13 protein-coding genes are annotated in these 15,875 nt (G+C 59.4%); 8 read left to right on the top strand and 5 right to left on the bottom strand.

Annotated features, from left to right (window positions below):
* Positions 1-15: 15 nt before the first annotated feature.
* Positions 16-1,908: a chloride channel protein gene (locus CFT68_RS17290; protein ID WP_088844768.1), complete on the top strand. Its 1,893-nt coding sequence runs from the start codon at positions 16-18 to the stop codon at positions 1,906-1,908.
* A gap of 79 nt (positions 1,909-1,987) precedes the next feature.
* Here the strand turns inward: CFT68_RS17290 and CFT68_RS17285 are convergent, their stop codons facing one another.
* The 4 genes from CFT68_RS17285 to CFT68_RS17270 all read right to left on the bottom strand — a co-directional run bounded on the left by CFT68_RS17285 (position 1,988) and on the right by CFT68_RS17270 (position 4,506).
* Complete coding sequence (locus CFT68_RS17285; protein ID WP_088844767.1) at positions 1,988-2,239, bottom strand: phosphopantetheine-binding protein; 252 nt, start codon at positions 2,237-2,239, stop codon at positions 1,988-1,990.
* 44 nt (positions 2,240-2,283) lie between these two features.
* Complete coding sequence (locus CFT68_RS17280; RefSeq protein ID WP_088844766.1) at positions 2,284-2,874, bottom strand: efflux RND transporter periplasmic adaptor subunit; 591 nt, start codon at positions 2,872-2,874, stop codon at positions 2,284-2,286.
* A gap of 149 nt (positions 2,875-3,023) precedes the next feature.
* Complete coding sequence (locus tag CFT68_RS17275; protein ID WP_170934843.1) at positions 3,024-3,473, bottom strand: Rrf2 family transcriptional regulator; 450 nt, start codon at positions 3,471-3,473, stop codon at positions 3,024-3,026.
* 178 nt (positions 3,474-3,651) lie between these two features.
* The gene (locus CFT68_RS17270; protein WP_088844764.1) at positions 3,652-4,506 is read right to left on the bottom strand and encodes a pirin family protein; all 855 of its coding nucleotides are present in this window, start codon (positions 4,504-4,506) and stop codon (positions 3,652-3,654) included.
* Positions 4,507-4,722: 216 nt separating this feature from the next.
* Between CFT68_RS17270 and namA the strand changes: the two genes are divergently transcribed.
* From namA to CFT68_RS17235, 7 genes are all read left to right on the top strand, one after another.
* Positions 4,723-5,796 (top strand): NADPH dehydrogenase NamA, encoded by a 1,074-nt coding sequence (gene namA / locus CFT68_RS17265; RefSeq protein ID WP_088844763.1) that lies wholly within the window; start codon positions 4,723-4,725, stop codon positions 5,794-5,796.
* Positions 5,797-6,087: 291 nt separating this feature from the next.
* Positions 6,088-8,190 (top strand): M13 family metallopeptidase, encoded by a 2,103-nt coding sequence (locus CFT68_RS17260; protein ID WP_088844762.1) that lies wholly within the window; start codon positions 6,088-6,090, stop codon positions 8,188-8,190.
* 120 nt (positions 8,191-8,310) lie between these two features.
* On the top strand, positions 8,311-10,440 hold the full coding sequence (locus tag CFT68_RS17255) for a M13 family metallopeptidase (RefSeq protein WP_088844761.1): 2,130 nt from the start codon (positions 8,311-8,313) through the stop codon (positions 10,438-10,440).
* 307 nt (positions 10,441-10,747) lie between these two features.
* Positions 10,748-12,862 (top strand): M13 family metallopeptidase, encoded by a 2,115-nt coding sequence (locus tag CFT68_RS17250; RefSeq protein WP_088844760.1) that lies wholly within the window; start codon positions 10,748-10,750, stop codon positions 12,860-12,862.
* 147 nt (positions 12,863-13,009) lie between these two features.
* Positions 13,010-13,435, top strand: coding sequence for a hypothetical protein (locus CFT68_RS17245; RefSeq protein WP_088844759.1), 426 nt, complete (start codon positions 13,010-13,012; stop codon positions 13,433-13,435).
* Positions 13,436-13,596: 161 nt separating this feature from the next.
* Positions 13,597-13,962 (top strand): BlaI/MecI/CopY family transcriptional regulator, encoded by a 366-nt coding sequence (locus tag CFT68_RS17240; RefSeq protein ID WP_088844758.1) that lies wholly within the window; start codon positions 13,597-13,599, stop codon positions 13,960-13,962.
* A gap of 2 nt (positions 13,963-13,964) precedes the next feature.
* The gene (locus tag CFT68_RS17235) at positions 13,965-15,371 is read left to right on the top strand and encodes a M56 family metallopeptidase (RefSeq protein WP_088844757.1); all 1,407 of its coding nucleotides are present in this window, start codon (positions 13,965-13,967) and stop codon (positions 15,369-15,371) included.
* A gap of 110 nt (positions 15,372-15,481) precedes the next feature.
* On the opposite strand, the gene CFT68_RS17230 is transcribed toward CFT68_RS17235, so the two are convergent.
* Entirely contained in the window at positions 15,482-15,826 is a 345-nt protein-coding gene (locus CFT68_RS17230) for a hypothetical protein (RefSeq protein ID WP_088844756.1), read from the bottom strand.
* Between the last annotated feature and the right edge of the window lie 49 nt (positions 15,827-15,875).

Here is a 15,875-nt window from a genome sequence, read left to right as displayed (position 1 = left end):
GCTTTGTCGTCGCCCATGATAGCCACCCCCTCCGACGCCGGAATCCCGGTTTCCCCTTCGCTTACTCCTACACTGGAAGCTGCCCACATGCGGCCCCAATCCGGCCCCGATAGAAAACGCTTGTTTCTGCTGAGCCTGCTGGCCGTGCTGGTGGGCGCCATTATCAGTGGCGTAGGTAAGGTGCTCGTGCTCCTGATTCATCTGGTCACCAATCTCTCGTTTTTCGGGGAGCTGTCGGTGGCCAACCTCAACCCCGCCGATAACCACCTGGGTCTTTGGGTAATAGTGGTGCCGGCCATCGGTGGCCTGCTGGTGGGCCTGATGGCCCGCTACGGGGTGCGCGGCATACAAGGGCACGGCATTCCGGAGGCCATGGAGCAGGTGCTCACCAACCAGAGCCGCATCCGGCCCATCATTACCATTCTGAAGCCCCTGTCAGCCGCCATTTCCATCGGGACGGGCGGGCCATTCGGGGCGGAAGGGCCGGTTATTGCCACTGGCGGCGCCTTTGCCTCCAACGTAGGCCAGCTGCTGCGCATCACGCACACCGAGCGCAAAATTCTGCTGGCTGCCGGCGCCACCGCTGGCATGACGGCTGTGTTCGGAACCCCGCTGGCGGGGATATTCCTGGCTATTGAGCTATTGCTGTTCGAGTTTTCACCGCGCTCCATTATTCCGGTGGCCCTGGCCTGCCTGACGGGCGCGGCCGGGCACCACGTATTGTTCGAGGCCGGCCCCGAGTTTGCCATGCCTGTCGTAGCCATGCCCAGTAATATGGCGCTGGCGGGGTATAGCGCTATCGGGTTGGTGGTAGGCCTGTTGGCTGTGGGCATCACAAAGGGACTGCACTGGCTGGAGGCGGCCTTTGCGCGCCTGCCGCTGCCGTGGGTGCTGCACCCGGCGCTGGGTGGCCTAGCCGTGGGCGTGGCCGCTTACTTTGCGCCGCGCGTGTTGGGAGTGGGCTATAGCAACATCACGGGGCTATTATCGGGCTCCTGGCCGCTGCAGGCAGTACTGCTGTTGGGCGTACTGAAGCTGGTGGCGTGGTCACTGTCCTTGGGCAGTGGCACTTCGGGCGGCACCTTGGCTCCGCTGCTTACGGTGGGTGCGGCGGCCGGCGCGCTGCTGGGTGCCCTTCTGATGCAGGTTTGGCCGGAGGCAGGTGTAGTACTGCCCCTGGCGGCGCTGGTGGGCATGTCGGCGCTGTTTGCGGGAGCTTCCAGAGCGCTGCTGACCTCGGTTATTTTCGGGATTGAGCTGACCGGCCAGCCGTTTGCGCTGGTGGCCCTGCTGGGTGCCTGCACGGCAGCCTATGTGGTATCGTACTTCCTGATGGACCATACCATCATGACCGAAAATATGGCCCGCCGGGGCGTGCACACGCCGTATTCCTACGAGCCCGATGCGCTGGAAAAGCTTTCTGTAGGCCAGGTGCTGCTGCCCGGTGGCCTTACCCTCAGCGCCGATAATACGCTGGCCGAAGTACGTGAGTGGCTGGCTCAGCAGAAAGCCCGCAAAATTCCCACTCACTTTATTGTAGTAGATGCCGATGGGCGCTTTCAGGGGCTGGTGAGCTTCGTGGAAATCTATGCCTACCACCCCGACCTATTGGTGCCGCTGCATACCATCATCCGGCAGCACCCCACGCCCGTGCTGGTTTCCGACTCGCTGCGAACCGCCGTTACCCTGATGGCCCGCGCCAACGTGGATGTGCTGCCCGTGGTAGATGCCCGCAACCGCCTGCTGGTAACGGGCGTACTTTCCTACCAGGAGGTGCTGGCGGCGTACCGCTCCCGCTTGCGCGAGGAAGAAACCCGCGTAGCCAGCATCTCCCTGAAAAACCAGGGCGTCCGGATTCTGCTGCGTGGCCAGAAGCTGCTGCAGGTCCAGAAGTTCCGGAGCCGCTAGGCCACCCCCGCATACTCCAACAAACGCCACCGGCCCCGACTTCACTGCTGAAATCGGGGCCGGTGGCGTTCTTGTTTAACTAAGCGGCGCTGACGCTGAGATGGGCATCGACGCAGTCCAGGACATCCTGCACGGTGCGCAGGGTCTCCATCTCGGGGTCGGGTATCTCAATGTGAAAGCGGTGCTCCAGGTTGATGACCAGTTCCACCAGATCGATGGAGTCTAGGCCTATATCTTCCTGCAAACGGGTGCGAGGAGTAAAAATGAGCGTCGGGATGTGGCGCTTTTTGCGGAGCATGCGCTCCACCTGCAGGCGAACAAGCTGTTCCATATCGGGTAGGAAAGCAGAGAAAAAGGGAAATAAACGCGTGAGGATTACTCAACGCTAGAAAGAAGCAAAGTGGTATCGGCGGGCATGCCTGGCACGAAAGCCGCTACCGCCTGAGCAGGCGTGAGGTAGTCGCCGGGCGCTACGCTGCGGGCCGTCACGAGGCCGTCTTCGGGCGCCGTCACGAATTCAAATGCCAAAGCAGGAGAGGTGCGGGCCAGCTTTTCCTGCAGGGTAACCAGCTGGGCACGAGCCGCCGTTAGGGCGGCGGGAGCCGTGGCAGGCTGCTGGGCAAGAGCGGCATAGCGCGCCTGCTCCTGGGCAATCTGGGTTTGCAGATGTTGCTGCTCCACCGTTTTAATAGAGTGAGCCAGCTTCAGTAGCACTTGGCCTTTGCGCACGCGCTGGCCTACACTGAAGTACACTTCCCACACGCGGCCTGCCCGCGCCGTGCGAATATCCTGGCCGGCAGGAGTCTCCTCAGCAGGTGCAATAACGCTGCCTTCAGCTACAAAATAGGTGGTTAGGGTTTGTTCCGACGCGGTGGCCGGGGTGGTGGCGGGAGCAAGCAACAGCGGCAGCCCCCAGCTACTCAACGCTACCAGCACAACGAGCAGCACGCCAAGTAATTTTTTCATGACACAAAAGGAAATAGCCTCACCGAAAGTGGCTCGTCGGTCAGCACTGGCCTGGCGGGCGCCCTGTCCGGGCGGAGGGGTAAAGAAGGGAAATAGCAGAAAATCAGTTAGTAACCATTCTGGTTACATTTTGGGGCAAATAAAAAAGCCTAACCCGTGGCTTTGGGACAGTGTTCTGGCAAGCGGGTGGCTAGCTCCTGCATCACCTGATCCAGCGTGACAGCCGCCAGGGCCGTGCGCATGGCATCAATAGCATTGCCCAGCACACCCTCCAAGGTTTGCTGCATCACGCGGCCCAGGTCGCAGTTCTCGTTGGGGTTGGTGCTGCCCACCGAGAATAAGTCGGTTTCCTTTTCCTGCGCTGCCCGAAACACATCAAGCAGCGTAATCTCGGAGGCGGGGCGTGCGAGTAGGGTTCCGCCTCCGGCCCCGCGCTGGCTTTGCACCAGGCCTGCCTCGCGCAGGTTGCCCATCAGGCGACGCACCACCACGGGGTGCGTTCCCGCGCTGCTCGCCAGCACATCCGACGACACCGGCTGCCCCGGCGAATGCGCCAGGTAAGCCAGAATGTGCGTAGCAACTGCGAAGCGAGTATTCATGAAAGGATACGTAACAGAATCGGTTACAAATGTACGAGAAGAAAAGATTGCGCACAATCTTTTCTCGTAATAAGCTACTGAAGAAGTAGAACCGTCTGTCATTGGGAAGGTTTGTGCCCCTTGAAAGCACACAACAACAGACGGTTTACCGCAGCAATTACTTTACCTGGTGCCTAAATTATTCTTCCCAGCGGCCAAACTTGCCGGCCTGATAATCCTGGTAGGCCTCCTGAATTTCCTTTTCCGTGTTCATCACGAAGGGGCCGTAGGCCACTATGGGCTCTTGGAAAGGCTTGGCGTGGCCTAGTAGCAGCACCGCGTCGCTGAGCCCTTCCACGTGCAGATAGTCGCCATCGTAGTTAAACTCTACGAGCTGGCGGGCTTCTACCTCCTGGCCATTCACGCGCAGGCGGCCCCGCACCACGTAAAAAAAGATGGTTCGCTCCGCCGTGATGTTGAGCTCCAGCGTGCCGCCTTCCAGGAAGTTGATGGTGGCCAGCTGGATATCGGCCAGGGGCTGCACGGCCCCGGCCGCCCCAGCCCAGTTGCCGGATATGGCTTTGATGGCTACCCGGCCTTCCTGCAGCACCACGCTCGGAATTTCGGGCTCCTGTAGGCCTATGTAGCGCGGTTCCACCATTTTATCTTTGGCGGGCAGGTTTACCCAGAGCTGCAGAATCTCCAGGGGGCCACCTGTCTTTTTAAATTCCGGAGAGGATATTTCGGCATGAATCAGGCCGCGGCCCGCCGTCATCCACTGAATACCGCCCGGCCCGATAATGCTCTGGTGGCCGCCGGTATCCTGGTGCATGATGTCGCCCTCCAGGATAAACGTCACCGTCTCAAAGCCGCGGTGGGGGTGGGGGCCGAACGGCAAGCCGCGGTTGTTGGCCGGGTACACCTGCGGGCCGTGGTGGTTCAGGAACAGAAACGGATCGAGGTGCTCCACCGATTGCGTGGGCAAGGCTCGGTATGTAACGAGGTCAGCAATAGGAGCACTGACGGCGCGGTGCAGGTGTTTGATGGTGCGCATGAATGAGGCTATGAGGGAGGGGGATTAGAAAGTTAGTACCCCTCCTTGCTTGATGCGCAACATCATCTGAGGAGGGGAGCTAGTAGCTATTCTGAAACTAGCATTAGCATACCACCAGTACCCCGGAATGGTTTTTCAGGGGCTCGGCTAAAACCCTGTTCACTGCCCGGCAGTTTAGAGGTCTTTGCTTCTGATTCACTTTTGCCTCTTTTATACATGGCTCAGCTTTTCACGCCGCTCACCTTGCGCGGCATCACGCTTAAGAACCGCATCGTCATTTCGCCCATGTGCCAGTACAGCGCCGAGGACGGGTTTACCAACGACTGGCACCTGGTGCACCTGGGCTCCCGGGCCGTGGGCGGCGCGGCGCTTATCCTCCTGGAAGCCACGGCCGTATCGGCGGAGGGCCGCATCACCCCCGACGACCTGGGCATCTGGAAAGACGAGCACGTACCTGGCCTACGTCGCATTACTGATTTCCTGAAAGCCCACGGCGCCGTAGCTGGCATTCAGCTGGCCCACGCCGGCCGCAAGGCCAGCCACTCCAGCCCTTGGAAAGGTGGCGCCGTAGTGCCCGCTTCAGAAGGCGGCTGGACCACCGTAAGCCCCAGTGCCGTGCCCTTCACCGAAAATGAGCCTGCCCCTCACGAACTGACGCTGGCCGAGATTCAGCAGATAATCGAAGATTTTCGGGTGGCCACGCGCCTCTCTCTGGAGGCTGGTTTCCAGGTGATTGAGCTGCACGGCGCCCACGGCTACCTGCTGCACGAGTTCTTCTCGCCCCTGAGCAACCGACGCACCGACCAGTACGGCGGTTCTTTCGAGAACCGGGTGCGGCTGCTGCTGGAAGTAACCGAAGTTACCCGCGCCGAGTGGCCTACGGAGCTGCCGCTCATCGTGCGCATCTCCGCCACCGACTGGACTGAAGGTGGCTGGACTCCCGCAGAATCGGTGCAGCTGGCGAAGCTCCTGAAAGACCGCGGCGTGGACCTCATCGACTGCTCTACCGGCGGTAACGTGCCCGCCGCCCAAATCCCGGTCGGCCCCGGCTACCAAGTGCAGTTTGCCGAGCAGGTGAAGCGCGAAGCCAGCATCCCGACCGGCGCCGTAGGCCTCATCACCGATGCCCGGCAAGCCGAAGACATCATCGCCTCCGGCCAGGCAGATGTGGTGCTACTCGCTCGCGAATCGCTCCGCGACCCATATTTTCCGTTGCACGCCGCCTTTGAGTTGGGAGTTGATGTAGCGTGGCCGCCGCAATACGAGCGTGCCAAACCGCGCCGCCGGTAGTGGCCTAGCGGGACCCTTAGCAAGTACAGAAGGTCGTCATGCTGAGCTTGTCGAAGCATCTCGCGTGCTGCTGTTGAATAGTAACTCAACGTCAGCACGCGAGATGCTTCGACAAGCCCAGCATGACAATTTGTTTAGTTATTCTAGGGTAGTCTTTCTATGGTTCGGAGCTGCTTTCCATTTGGGAAGCAGCTTTTTTTGTGCCTAGGCCAGTCCTTGGCCTGCCCTCGCGCAACCCTTGCGCCCGCGCGCGCGACCTTCACTTTACTTCTTCCGCTTCTTCCCGATTACATGAACCCAACCACTACACCACGCCGGGCAACGGCGGCCGTATTTGCGTTAGCACTGGCAGGTTGCGCCACTAGTCAGCCTTCGGCTACAACTACTCCTACTGTGGCTGCTCCCGTGACAGCAGTAGCCTCTGTACCCGGTCGCAGTATCGCGCTGGCCGATATCGACCGCTCTGTGTCGCCCTGCGACGATTTCTTTCAGTTTTCGGGTGGCAACTGGCTGAAGAACAACCCAGTGCCGGGCTACGCCTCCAGCTGGGGCCCGCGCAACCTGCTCGGCGACCGGACCCAGGCTACGCTGAAACGGATTCTGGAAGAAGCTGCGGCTAACACTACGGCGGCCAAAGGCTCAAACGCCCAGAAAGTCGGCGACTTCTACGCTTCCGGCATGGATTCCGTAGGCCTGGAAAAGGCCGGGCTGAAATATCTGCAGCCCGAGCTGGCCCGCATTGCCGCCATCAAGGACCTCAAAACGCTGCAAACCGAGCTGGCCCGCCAGCAGACCTTGGGTACCGGCGCGTTTTTCCGGGCCGGCGTGGGTCCTGACCGCAAGCAGAGCACGGTGTACGCCGTGAACTTCAGCCAGGGTGGCTTAGGCATGCCCGACCGGGATTACTACCTCAAGGACGACGCCCGCTCCAAGGCCGTGCGCACCGCTTACATAACGTACCTGACCAACACGTTCAAGCTCATGGGTGACGCGGAGGCGACGGCCGGCAAGAAAGCCGCCACCGTCGTGCGCCTCGAAACCCGCCTGGCCCAGGCCAGCAAAGACCGGGTGGCACTGCGCGACCCCTACGCCAGCTACAACAAGATGACGGTGGCCGAGGCCAATGCCCAGTTCCCCAACATCAATCTGCCGGGGATGCTGGCGCAAAACGGCTTAGGTACTGCCAAGGAAGTAATTATTGGGCAGCCCGCTTTCTTTAAGGAAGTGAGCACCATGCTCAAGCAGGAGCCCCTGGCCGACGTGAAAACCTACATGACGTGGCAGCTCGTCAGCTCCGTGCCTTCGGCCCTGCCCAAGGCCTACTCCGACGAGGCCTTCCGGTTTGCGCAGGTGCAGAGCGGCGCCAAGCAGCAGCCGGTACGCTGGAAGCGCATGCAGTCGGCTACGGACGCCACATTGGGCGAGGCCTTTGGCCAGCTCTATGTCGATAAGGCTTTCTCGCCGGCGGCCAAGCAAAAGGCTCTGGACATGGTGGCCAACATCAAAGCCAGCATGGCCGACCACATTCAGACCAACACCTGGATGAGCGACGCCACCAAGCAGGAAGCCCTGAAAAAGCTGAATGCCCTACGCGTGAAAATCGGCTACCCCGATAAGTGGAAGGACTACTCGGCCCTGAATATCTCGCGCGAGTCGTACCTGAAAAATGTGCTGGCCGCCCGCCAGTGGAACTATCAGCAGAACGTGAAGAAGTTTGGTGGGCCCATTGACCGCAACGAGTGGGGCATGACGCCGCCTACTATTAACGCCTACTACAACCCGCCGATGAACGAAATCGTGTTTCCGGCCGGGTACCTGCAGCCCCCATTCTTCGACCCCGAGGCCGATGATGCGGTGAACTACGGCGCAATTGGTGGCGTGATGGGCCACGAAATGACCCACGGCTTCGACGACCAGGGCCGGCAGTACGACTCGGAAGGCAACCTGCGCGACTGGTGGACCAAGGAAGACGGAGAGCAGTTCACGCAACGCGCCGCCGTAGTAGGCCGCCAATATGATGCCTTCTCGCCGCTGGACTCTGTGCACGTAAACGGCAAGCTGACGATGGGCGAAAACCTCGCCGATTTCGCTGGTCTGACCATTGTGCACGCGGCCCTCGAGAAGCAGCTGCAGAAGCAGTACGGCAACGGTCCGCGCCCCATCATTGACGGCTTTACGCCAGAGCAGCGCTTCTTTCTGAGCTGGGCCCAGCTGCGGCGCACCAACATCCGCCCCGAAGCCCTGCGCCAACAGATCCTCACCGACCCCCACTCGCCGGGCCAGTACCGCACCATCGGGCCGCTCATGAACATGCCGCAGTTCTATCAGGCCTTCGGGTGCCAGCAGGGCCAGAAGATGGTACGGCCCGATGCGGAGCGGGCTGTTATTTGGTAGCCTAATGAGACGGATAAATTGACAGACTTTCAATTTATCCGTCTCAAGGCCTCTCTTTTTGTAATTACGAGGTGATATTCTTGTATATTACTTCACTTTTTCCATACCTCTACTTTCCACATGTTCGCAAAGAGCTACCTATTGCTGACGCTGGGTACTGCCGCTGGCCTAGCCCTCACGGGCTGCGCCTCCAGCACCCCGGCCGCTACAGCCACCACTACAACTGCCACCACCGCTACTGCCGCTACTACGGCTGAAGCAGCGCCGAAAGGCCCCGTGATGCCGGGCATCGGTCTGGACCTGTCGGCCCGCGACCTGTCGGTTTCGCCCTGCGACAACTTTTTCGAGTACGCCAGCGGTACCTGGGTGAAGAACACGCCCATTCCGGCCGCTGAGTCGTCGTGGGGTTCCTGGAACACCCTGATTGACCAGAACAACGTGGTGCTGCGCAACATTCTGGAAACGGCGGCTGCCAACAAAACCGCCACGAAAGGCACCAACGCCCAGAAAGTCGGCGACTTCTACGCCTCCGCCATGGACACAATGGCCATTGAGAAGGCCGGCCTGAAATACCTGCAGCCCGAGCTGGCCCGCATTGCCGCCATCAAAGACCTGAAGAGCCTGCAGAGTGCGCTGGTGCGCCAGCAGATGCTCCAGACCCGCTCGGTATTTGGCGTGGGTGTGCGCCAGGATTCCAAGAAAAGCACTGAGTATGCCTTGTACATGGGCCAGGGCGGCCTCACGCTGCCCGACCGCGACTACTACCTCAAGGATGATGCGCGCTCCAAAACCATCCGGACCGCGTACACCACCTACCTCACCAACATGTTCAAGATGTTGGGTGACAACTCGGCCACCGCGTCCAAGAACGCCGCCACCGTGCTGCGCCTGGAAACCAGGCTCGCCAAAGCCAGCAAAGATCGTGTAGCCCTGCGCGACCGGTACGCCAACTACAACAAAATGACGGTAGCTGAGGCCAACGCCCAGTTCCCGAACCTGGGCCTGACCGCCATGCTGCCCCAGGTAGGCCTAGGCGCTGCCAAAGAGGTGATTGTAGGCCAGCCCGAGTTCATGAAGGAAGCCAGCGCCGCCCTGAAGCAGGAGCCCGTCGGCGACTGGAAAACCTACCTGCGTGCTCACCTGGTAAACTCCGTATCGTCGGCGCTGCCAAAGGCATACGTGGACGAGTCGTTCCGTTTCAACCAAGTGATGAGCGGTGCCAAGCAGCAGCAGCCTCGTTGGAAGCGCATGTTGCGCGCCACGGACGGTACCCTGGGCGAGGCTTTCGGTCAGATCTACGTGGAAAAAGCCTTCACCCCCGAAACCAAGAAGAAGGCCCTGGAAATGGTGGCCAACATCAAGGAAGCCATGGGGGAACACATTCAGGCCCTGGAATGGATGAGCCCCGCCACCAAAACCGAAGCCATGAAGAAGCTCAACGGCTTCACCGTGAAAATCGGCTACCCAGACAAGTGGAAGGACTACTCTGCCCTGACCATCTCGCGCGAGTCGTACCTGAAAAACGTGCTGGCTGCCCGCCAGTGGGAGTTCAAAGACAACGTAGGCCATTATGGCAAGCCGATTGACCGCACGGAGTGGGGCATGACGCCGCCCACGGTGAATGCCTACTACAACTCGTCGATGAACGAGATTGTATTCCCGGCCGGCATCATGCAGCCGCCGTTCTTCGACCCGAAAGCCGATGACGCGGTAAACTACGGCGGCATGGGCGCGGTAATCGGCCACGAAATCACGCACGGCTTTGATGACCAAGGCCGGCAGTCGGACGCGGAGGGCAACCTGCGCGACTGGTGGACCAAGGAGGATGCGGCTGAATTCTCGAAGCGCACCGACCTAGTGGGCAAGCAGTATTCAGCTTTCTCGCCGCTCGACTCGGTGTACGTGAATGGTAAGCTGACCATGGGCGAAAACCTCGCCGACTTCGGTGGTACGGCACTGGCCTACAGCGCGCTACAGAAGCAGTTGAAGAAGCAGTATGGCTCTGACCCCCGTCCGCAATACGACGGCCTGACGCCTGAGCAGCGCTTCTTCCTGGCTTGGGCTCAGGTGTGGCGCACCAGCATGCGCCCCGAGGCCCTGCGCCAGCAGGTGCTCACCGACCCGCACTCCCCAGCTCAGTACCGCACCAACGGCCCGCTGATGAACATGCCCGAGTTCTATGAGGCCTTTGGCTGTAAGGAAGATGCCAAGATGGTGCGCGCCCAGGATGTGCGGGCCCGGGTTTGGTAAGCTAGTATAAGTAAGTAATAGATTGAAAAGCGGGTTGCCTTAGGTAGCCCGCTTTTCTTCTTTTAAAGTTGAAGCTGTTTTCGCAGCTCAATGAGAACATCAGAAAGCGGCTCGTCATGCTGAGCGGAGTCGAACCGAAGGTCGCCGTAGGCAAGCATCTCTACCGCTGGCTATCTAACTGGCCTAGCGTCTCTACAACGAAGCAATAGAGATGCTTGCCTACGGCGACCTTCGGTTCGACTGCGCTCTGAAGGACGTTCCGCCTAGTCCTTGTAAATACCTCATTCTCTCACTCCTTTCCATCACTATGAAAAACCGGAATACTCTTACGCTGGCGGCTTTTTCCATGGCCGGCCTAGGCCTGTCTCTGAGTAGCTGCAGCTCCTCAAAGCCCGTAGCAACTACCGCCCCCGATACCACCATGGCTGCTCCGGCGGCTGAGGCACCCGTAGTGAAAGGTGTGGGCCTGGATGTGGCTAACATCGACCCGGCCGTGGCGCCCTGCGACGACTTCTTCCACTTTGCCAGCGGCACCTGGCTGAAGAACACACCTATTCCGGGCAGTGAGGTGCGGTGGGGTAGCTTCCAGCAGCTCGCCGACCGCAACAACGCCGTGAGCCGCCAGATTCTGGAGGAAGCTGCCGCCAATACCTCGGCCGCCAAGGGCAGCAACATGCAGAAGGTAGGCGACTACTACGGCTCGGCCATGGACTCCGTGGCCATTGAGAAGGCCGGCATTACGCCCCTGAAGCCGGAGCTGGCGCGCATTGCGGCTGCCAAAGACCTAAAGAGCCTGCAGGCAGTGGTAGCCCGCCAGCAGGCGCTGGGCACGGGCGCCTTCTTCCGGGCCGGTGTGGGCCCCGACCGCAAGCAGAGCACTGTGTATGCCGTGAATCTGGGCCAGGGTGGCCTAGGCATGCCCGACCGCGACTACTACCTCAAGGATGATGCGCGCTCCAAGAGCATCCGCAACGCCTATGTGGCCTACATGACCAACACGTTCAAGCTCATGGGCGACGCGGAGGCGACGGCTGCTAAGAAAGCGGCAGCGGTTCTCAGCATCGAGACGCGCCTAGCCCAGGCCAGTAAGAGCCGCGTGGAGCTGCGCGACCCCTACGCCAACTACAACAAGATGACGGTAGCTGAGGCCAACAAGCAGTTCCCCAACCTGGGCCTGCCTGCCATGCTGGCTCAAAACAAGCTGGGCGCCGCCAAAGAAGTAATTGTAGGCCAGCCGGCCTTCTTCAAGGAGGTAAATACCCTGATGAAGCAGGAACCGCTGGCTAACATCAAGACCTACCTCGACTGGCAGCTGGTCAGCTCCGTGAGCTCGGCCCTGCCCAAGGCGTACTCTGACGAGGCCTTCCGCTTTACGCAGGTGCTTACGGGCGCCAAGCAGCAGCAGCCCCGCTGGAAACGCATGCTGGGCGCTACCGATGCGGCCATGGGCCAGGCCTTTGGGCAACTCTACGTGGATAAAACCTTCACGCCCGAAACCAAACAAAAGGCCATGCAGATGGTCACAAACATCAAGGCCAGCATGGCCGAGCACATTCAGCAGCTCGATTGGATGAGCGACGTCACCAAGCAGGAAGCCCTGAAAAAGCTGGAAGCCTTTAAAGTGAAAATCGGCTACCCCGATAAGTGGAAGGACTATTCGGCCCTGACCATCTCGCGCGACTCCTACCTGAAGAACGTGCTGGCCGCCCGCCAGTGGGCCTACAACGACAACGTGAGCAAGTTCGGCAAGCCGATTGACCGCAACGAGTGGCGCTTCACCCCGCCCACGGTGAATGCCTCGTACAACTCCTCCATGAACGACATCACGTTCCCGGCCGGCATCATGCAGCCGCCGTTCTTCGACCCAAACGCCGACGACGCGGTTAACTACGGCGGCATGGGGGCAGTAATTGGTCACGAAATCACGCACGGCTTTGATGACCAGGGCCGGCAGTCGGACGCGGAGGGCAACCTGCGCGACTGGTGGACGAAAGAGGACGCCGCCAAGTTTGAGCAGCGCGCTACGCTGGTGGGTAATCAGTACTCAGCCTTCTCGCCCGTTGACTCGGTGTATGTGAATGGCAAGCTGACGATGGGCGAAAACCTCGCCGACTTTGGTGGCCTGAGTGTGGCCTATAGCGCCCTGCAGAAGGAATTACAGCAGAAATACGGCAACGGCCCGCGCCCCAAGTACGATGGCTACACGCCGGAGCAGCGCTTCTTCCTGGCCTGGGCCCAAATCTGGCGGACCAATGCCCGCCCCGAGTATTTGCGCCAGCAGGTCATGACCGATCCGCACTCCCCGGCGCAGTTCCGGACCAATGGCCCGCTGATGAACATGCCCGAGTTCTACGAGGCTTTTGGGTGTAAGGAAGATGCCAAAATGGTGCGCGCCCAGAATGTGCGGGCCCGCGTGTGGTAAGCTCAACAGTACCAATTGTGAGCAATCAGTAGACTATTTCCAGAAATACTAGGCCTGTAACGCTCCCGTTTGGTGGGCGTAACAGGCCTAGTTTTCGTTTGCTCTTGGGCGAGCGAGCTGCTGAGGAAACTGGCTTAACTTCGTTCTATGTCAGAGACTACGTTGAATGACTTTTTGCACCTAATGCACCGGCCCGACCTGAGTATCCTGACGGCCCGGTGGCTGCGGACTACCTCGTCGCCGGAGCTGCGCACGGGCTATCATCGCCTGCTGGAATTTGCCTCGGGCTGCACCACGTGCCTGTGGCTGATTGACTCGCGCCGCCGGGAACACCTCAACAACAGCGACGTGCACTGGCTAGTGCGCGACTTCTATCCTATGCTCCGGACCCGGCTGGGCCAGCACGTGTATCTGGCTTACCTCATCTCGCCAACCCAGCTGGAAGACACCACCGACGACGAAACGCTGCCCGCCCTGCCCTATACGCACGGCGACTATTGCTCCATTAATCAGTTTACAGATGAGGGTGAGGCGGTGCAGTGGCTTACCAAGCACCTGCACCCAACTGTGTAGAGCTACGCTGCATTAACTTTATGTTCTTCTCCTCCTTGTAAAAAGGTGGCCTACGCATGGTGTAGGCCACCTTTTTTGTGCCTGTTAAAAAATTAATTAGGGGAAGCTGTTTCTTAATTACGAAATATTCGTAGTATTACGAAACAATCGTAATTACTGACATGGAACGACTTACTCAACCCGAAGAAGAAGCCATGCGCGCCTTCTGGCAACTAGAAGGTGGCTTTATAAAGGATGTACTGGAACTGCTGCCCGAGCCTAGGCCACCGTATACCACCTTGGCCTCTACGGTCCGGAACCTGGAGCGCAAGGGCTACCTGCAGGGCGAGAAGCTCGGCAATACCTTCCGCTTCACGCCCCTGATTGCCGCCGAGGAATACCGGAAGCGCTTCATGAGCACCTTCGTGGGCGACTACTTCCGCAACTCCTACAAAGAGCTGGTTTCCTTCTTCGCCAAAGACCAGAAAATCAGTGCTGAGGAGCTGAAGGAGATTGTACGCATGATTGAGGAAGGCAAAGCCGAATAGCCATGTCGGAGCTGCTGATCTATCTGCTGAAGGTAAATGGCGCCCTGCTGCTGTTCTGCGTCACCTATTATCTGGCCCTGCGTCGCCTCACGTTCTACGGCCTCAACCGGGTGGTGCTACTGGCTGCATTGCTGTTCGCTCCGCTTTATCCGCTGGTTGATGTGGCGCGCTGGTTTGCGCCGGCTGCCCCGCTACCCGCCGAGCTACTGGCCTACACGCCCAACTGGATAGCCCTGAATGCCACCGGCACTACCACGGAGCCAGCCTTGGGCCAGTGGTTGCTAGTGGCCTACTGGATAGGGGTAGCAGCCCTGGGTGTGCGGCTGGGCCTGCAGCTACTTTCCCTCTACCGCCTGCACCGTTCCTCGCGCCCCGCCGAGTTTGAGGGGGTGGCCTACCGGGCGGTTCCGGGCCCCGTGGCGCCCTTTGCCTTCTGGCAGACGGTGTATCTGAACCCCGCGCAACATACCGCCCGGGAACTGCCTGCCATCCTGTGCCACGAGCAGGTACACGTGCGAGAGTGGCACACGCTGGATGTGCTCCTGGCCCAGGTTAGCCTGCTATTCTACTGGTTCAACCCCGGCATATGGCTCCTGCGCCAGGCGCTGCACGAAAACCTGGAGTTCAATACCGATTACCGTGTGCTGCAATCGGGCCTGCTCGACAACAAGTCTTATCAATACAGCCTGTTGCACCAGAGTGTGCAGGCCCAGCCTAATTCTATCGTCAGCCATTTCAATTTCCACCTCCTCAAAACCCGTATCGCCATGATGAACAAGCCCCGTACTACCCGCGTGCAAGCCGCCCGTTACCTGCTACTGCTACCCCTGGCCGCTGGCCTCACGCTCTGGAGCTGCGCGGAGAAAGCCTACCTGCCGGAGCCTGCTTCAGCCAATACCAACCAAAATCAGGCGGCTTCTATGGCTGAAAATGCCCTGTATTTCATAGATGGGGTTACGAGTACCTACGCGGCCATGAATCAAATGAACCCCAGCGATATCCAAAGCGTGAACGTCATTAAGGGGCGCAAATTCATGCCGGGCTTCAACGAGGACGCTTTCACGCAAGACTTTGGCGCAGTAGGGGAGAAGGGGGTAATGCTCATTATCACCAAAGCCGGCCAGAATTCGGAGGCCTTGCGTGCATTTAACACGAAATACAACATCGTATACAAAGCCGCTGACCCGGAAGCGGTAAAAATTGCGTCCGATGTAACCAAGGGTAAAAAGATGTCAGTCAGCAACCTGCAAGGCAAATTGCTAATAGTTGATGGCCAGGAAGTAGCTCCCGAAGCTGCCAAAATAGAGGATGCCCAAGTCCGAAGCGTGTTTGTGCTTGATGCCGAAAAGGCTACCGCCAAATATGGTGAGAAAGGTAAAAATGGCGCTGTTCTTATTACAACCAAATAATGCTCGTTATGAAGTTATAGTGTAGTTTATCAAGTAGTTAATAAACGAAAAGAGCGCGAGGATAATCCTCGCGCTCTTTTCGTTTATGCATACGAAGAGTGGTTCGTGGTCTACTCCTGGCGGCGGAAGGGCCGGAAGGCGGAAGAAACGTTGGCCTTCAACGCAGGCCCCATGCCTTGGTGAGAGGCAAAGAAGCCGTCTATGGCGGCTGTGAGGGCGGCGCGGTCGTGCAGGTCTACATCGGCTAGCACATCGTCCTGGTTGAGGGGAGCGGGCAGCGTGCTGAGGCGGCAGCGCGGGATGTTCAGTGGGTGCTCGGCGTAGAGCACGGTGCCATCCTGGGCGGCGTGGGTGTGGCGGTAGCGCCAAGCCGTTTCGTAGGCCACTCCTTTGCCAAAAGCGTTGGGGTCGGCATACGTCTCAAAGCCTAATTCGCGCAAATATTCTTCAGTCATTCTGTAAGTTACGCATAATCTGGGCAGGAGGTGGCCTAGGGATCATCAG

Source organism: Hymenobacter gelipurpurascens, from assembly GCF_900187375.1.
Taxonomy (GTDB): Bacteria; Bacteroidota; Bacteroidia; order Cytophagales; family Hymenobacteraceae; genus Hymenobacter; species Hymenobacter gelipurpurascens.
Note: the sequence above shows the minus strand (reverse complement) of the source record. Positions and strands in the feature narration are given on the sequence as shown.

Excerpts from the sequence above, each read along its gene's own strand:
- CFT68_RS17285 (WP_088844767.1), bottom strand. The coding sequence starts at position 2,239 with ATGGAACAGCTTGTTCGCCTGCAGGTGGAGCGCATGCTCCGCAAAAAG.
- CFT68_RS17240 (WP_088844758.1), top strand. The coding sequence starts at position 13,597 with ATGGAACGACTTACTCAACCCGAAGAAGAAGCCATGCGCGCCTTCTGG.
- CFT68_RS17245 (WP_088844759.1), top strand. The coding sequence starts at position 13,010 with ATGTCAGAGACTACGTTGAATGACTTTTTGCACCTAATGCACCGGCCC.
- CFT68_RS17250 (WP_088844760.1), top strand. The coding sequence starts at position 10,748 with ATGAAAAACCGGAATACTCTTACGCTGGCGGCTTTTTCCATGGCCGGC.
- CFT68_RS17230 (WP_088844756.1), bottom strand. The coding sequence starts at position 15,826 with ATGACTGAAGAATATTTGCGCGAATTAGGCTTTGAGACGTATGCCGAC.
- CFT68_RS17255 (WP_088844761.1), top strand. The coding sequence starts at position 8,311 with ATGTTCGCAAAGAGCTACCTATTGCTGACGCTGGGTACTGCCGCTGGC.
- CFT68_RS17280 (WP_088844766.1), bottom strand. The coding sequence starts at position 2,874 with ATGAAAAAATTACTTGGCGTGCTGCTCGTTGTGCTGGTAGCGTTGAGT.
- CFT68_RS17290 (WP_088844768.1), top strand. The coding sequence starts at position 16 with ATGATAGCCACCCCCTCCGACGCCGGAATCCCGGTTTCCCCTTCGCTT.
- CFT68_RS17235 (WP_088844757.1), top strand. The coding sequence starts at position 13,965 with ATGTCGGAGCTGCTGATCTATCTGCTGAAGGTAAATGGCGCCCTGCTG.
- namA (WP_088844763.1), top strand. The coding sequence starts at position 4,723 with ATGGCTCAGCTTTTCACGCCGCTCACCTTGCGCGGCATCACGCTTAAG.
- CFT68_RS17260 (WP_088844762.1), top strand. The coding sequence starts at position 6,088 with ATGAACCCAACCACTACACCACGCCGGGCAACGGCGGCCGTATTTGCG.
- CFT68_RS17270 (WP_088844764.1), bottom strand. The coding sequence starts at position 4,506 with ATGCGCACCATCAAACACCTGCACCGCGCCGTCAGTGCTCCTATTGCT.
- CFT68_RS17275 (WP_170934843.1), bottom strand. The coding sequence starts at position 3,473 with ATGAATACTCGCTTCGCAGTTGCTACGCACATTCTGGCTTACCTGGCG.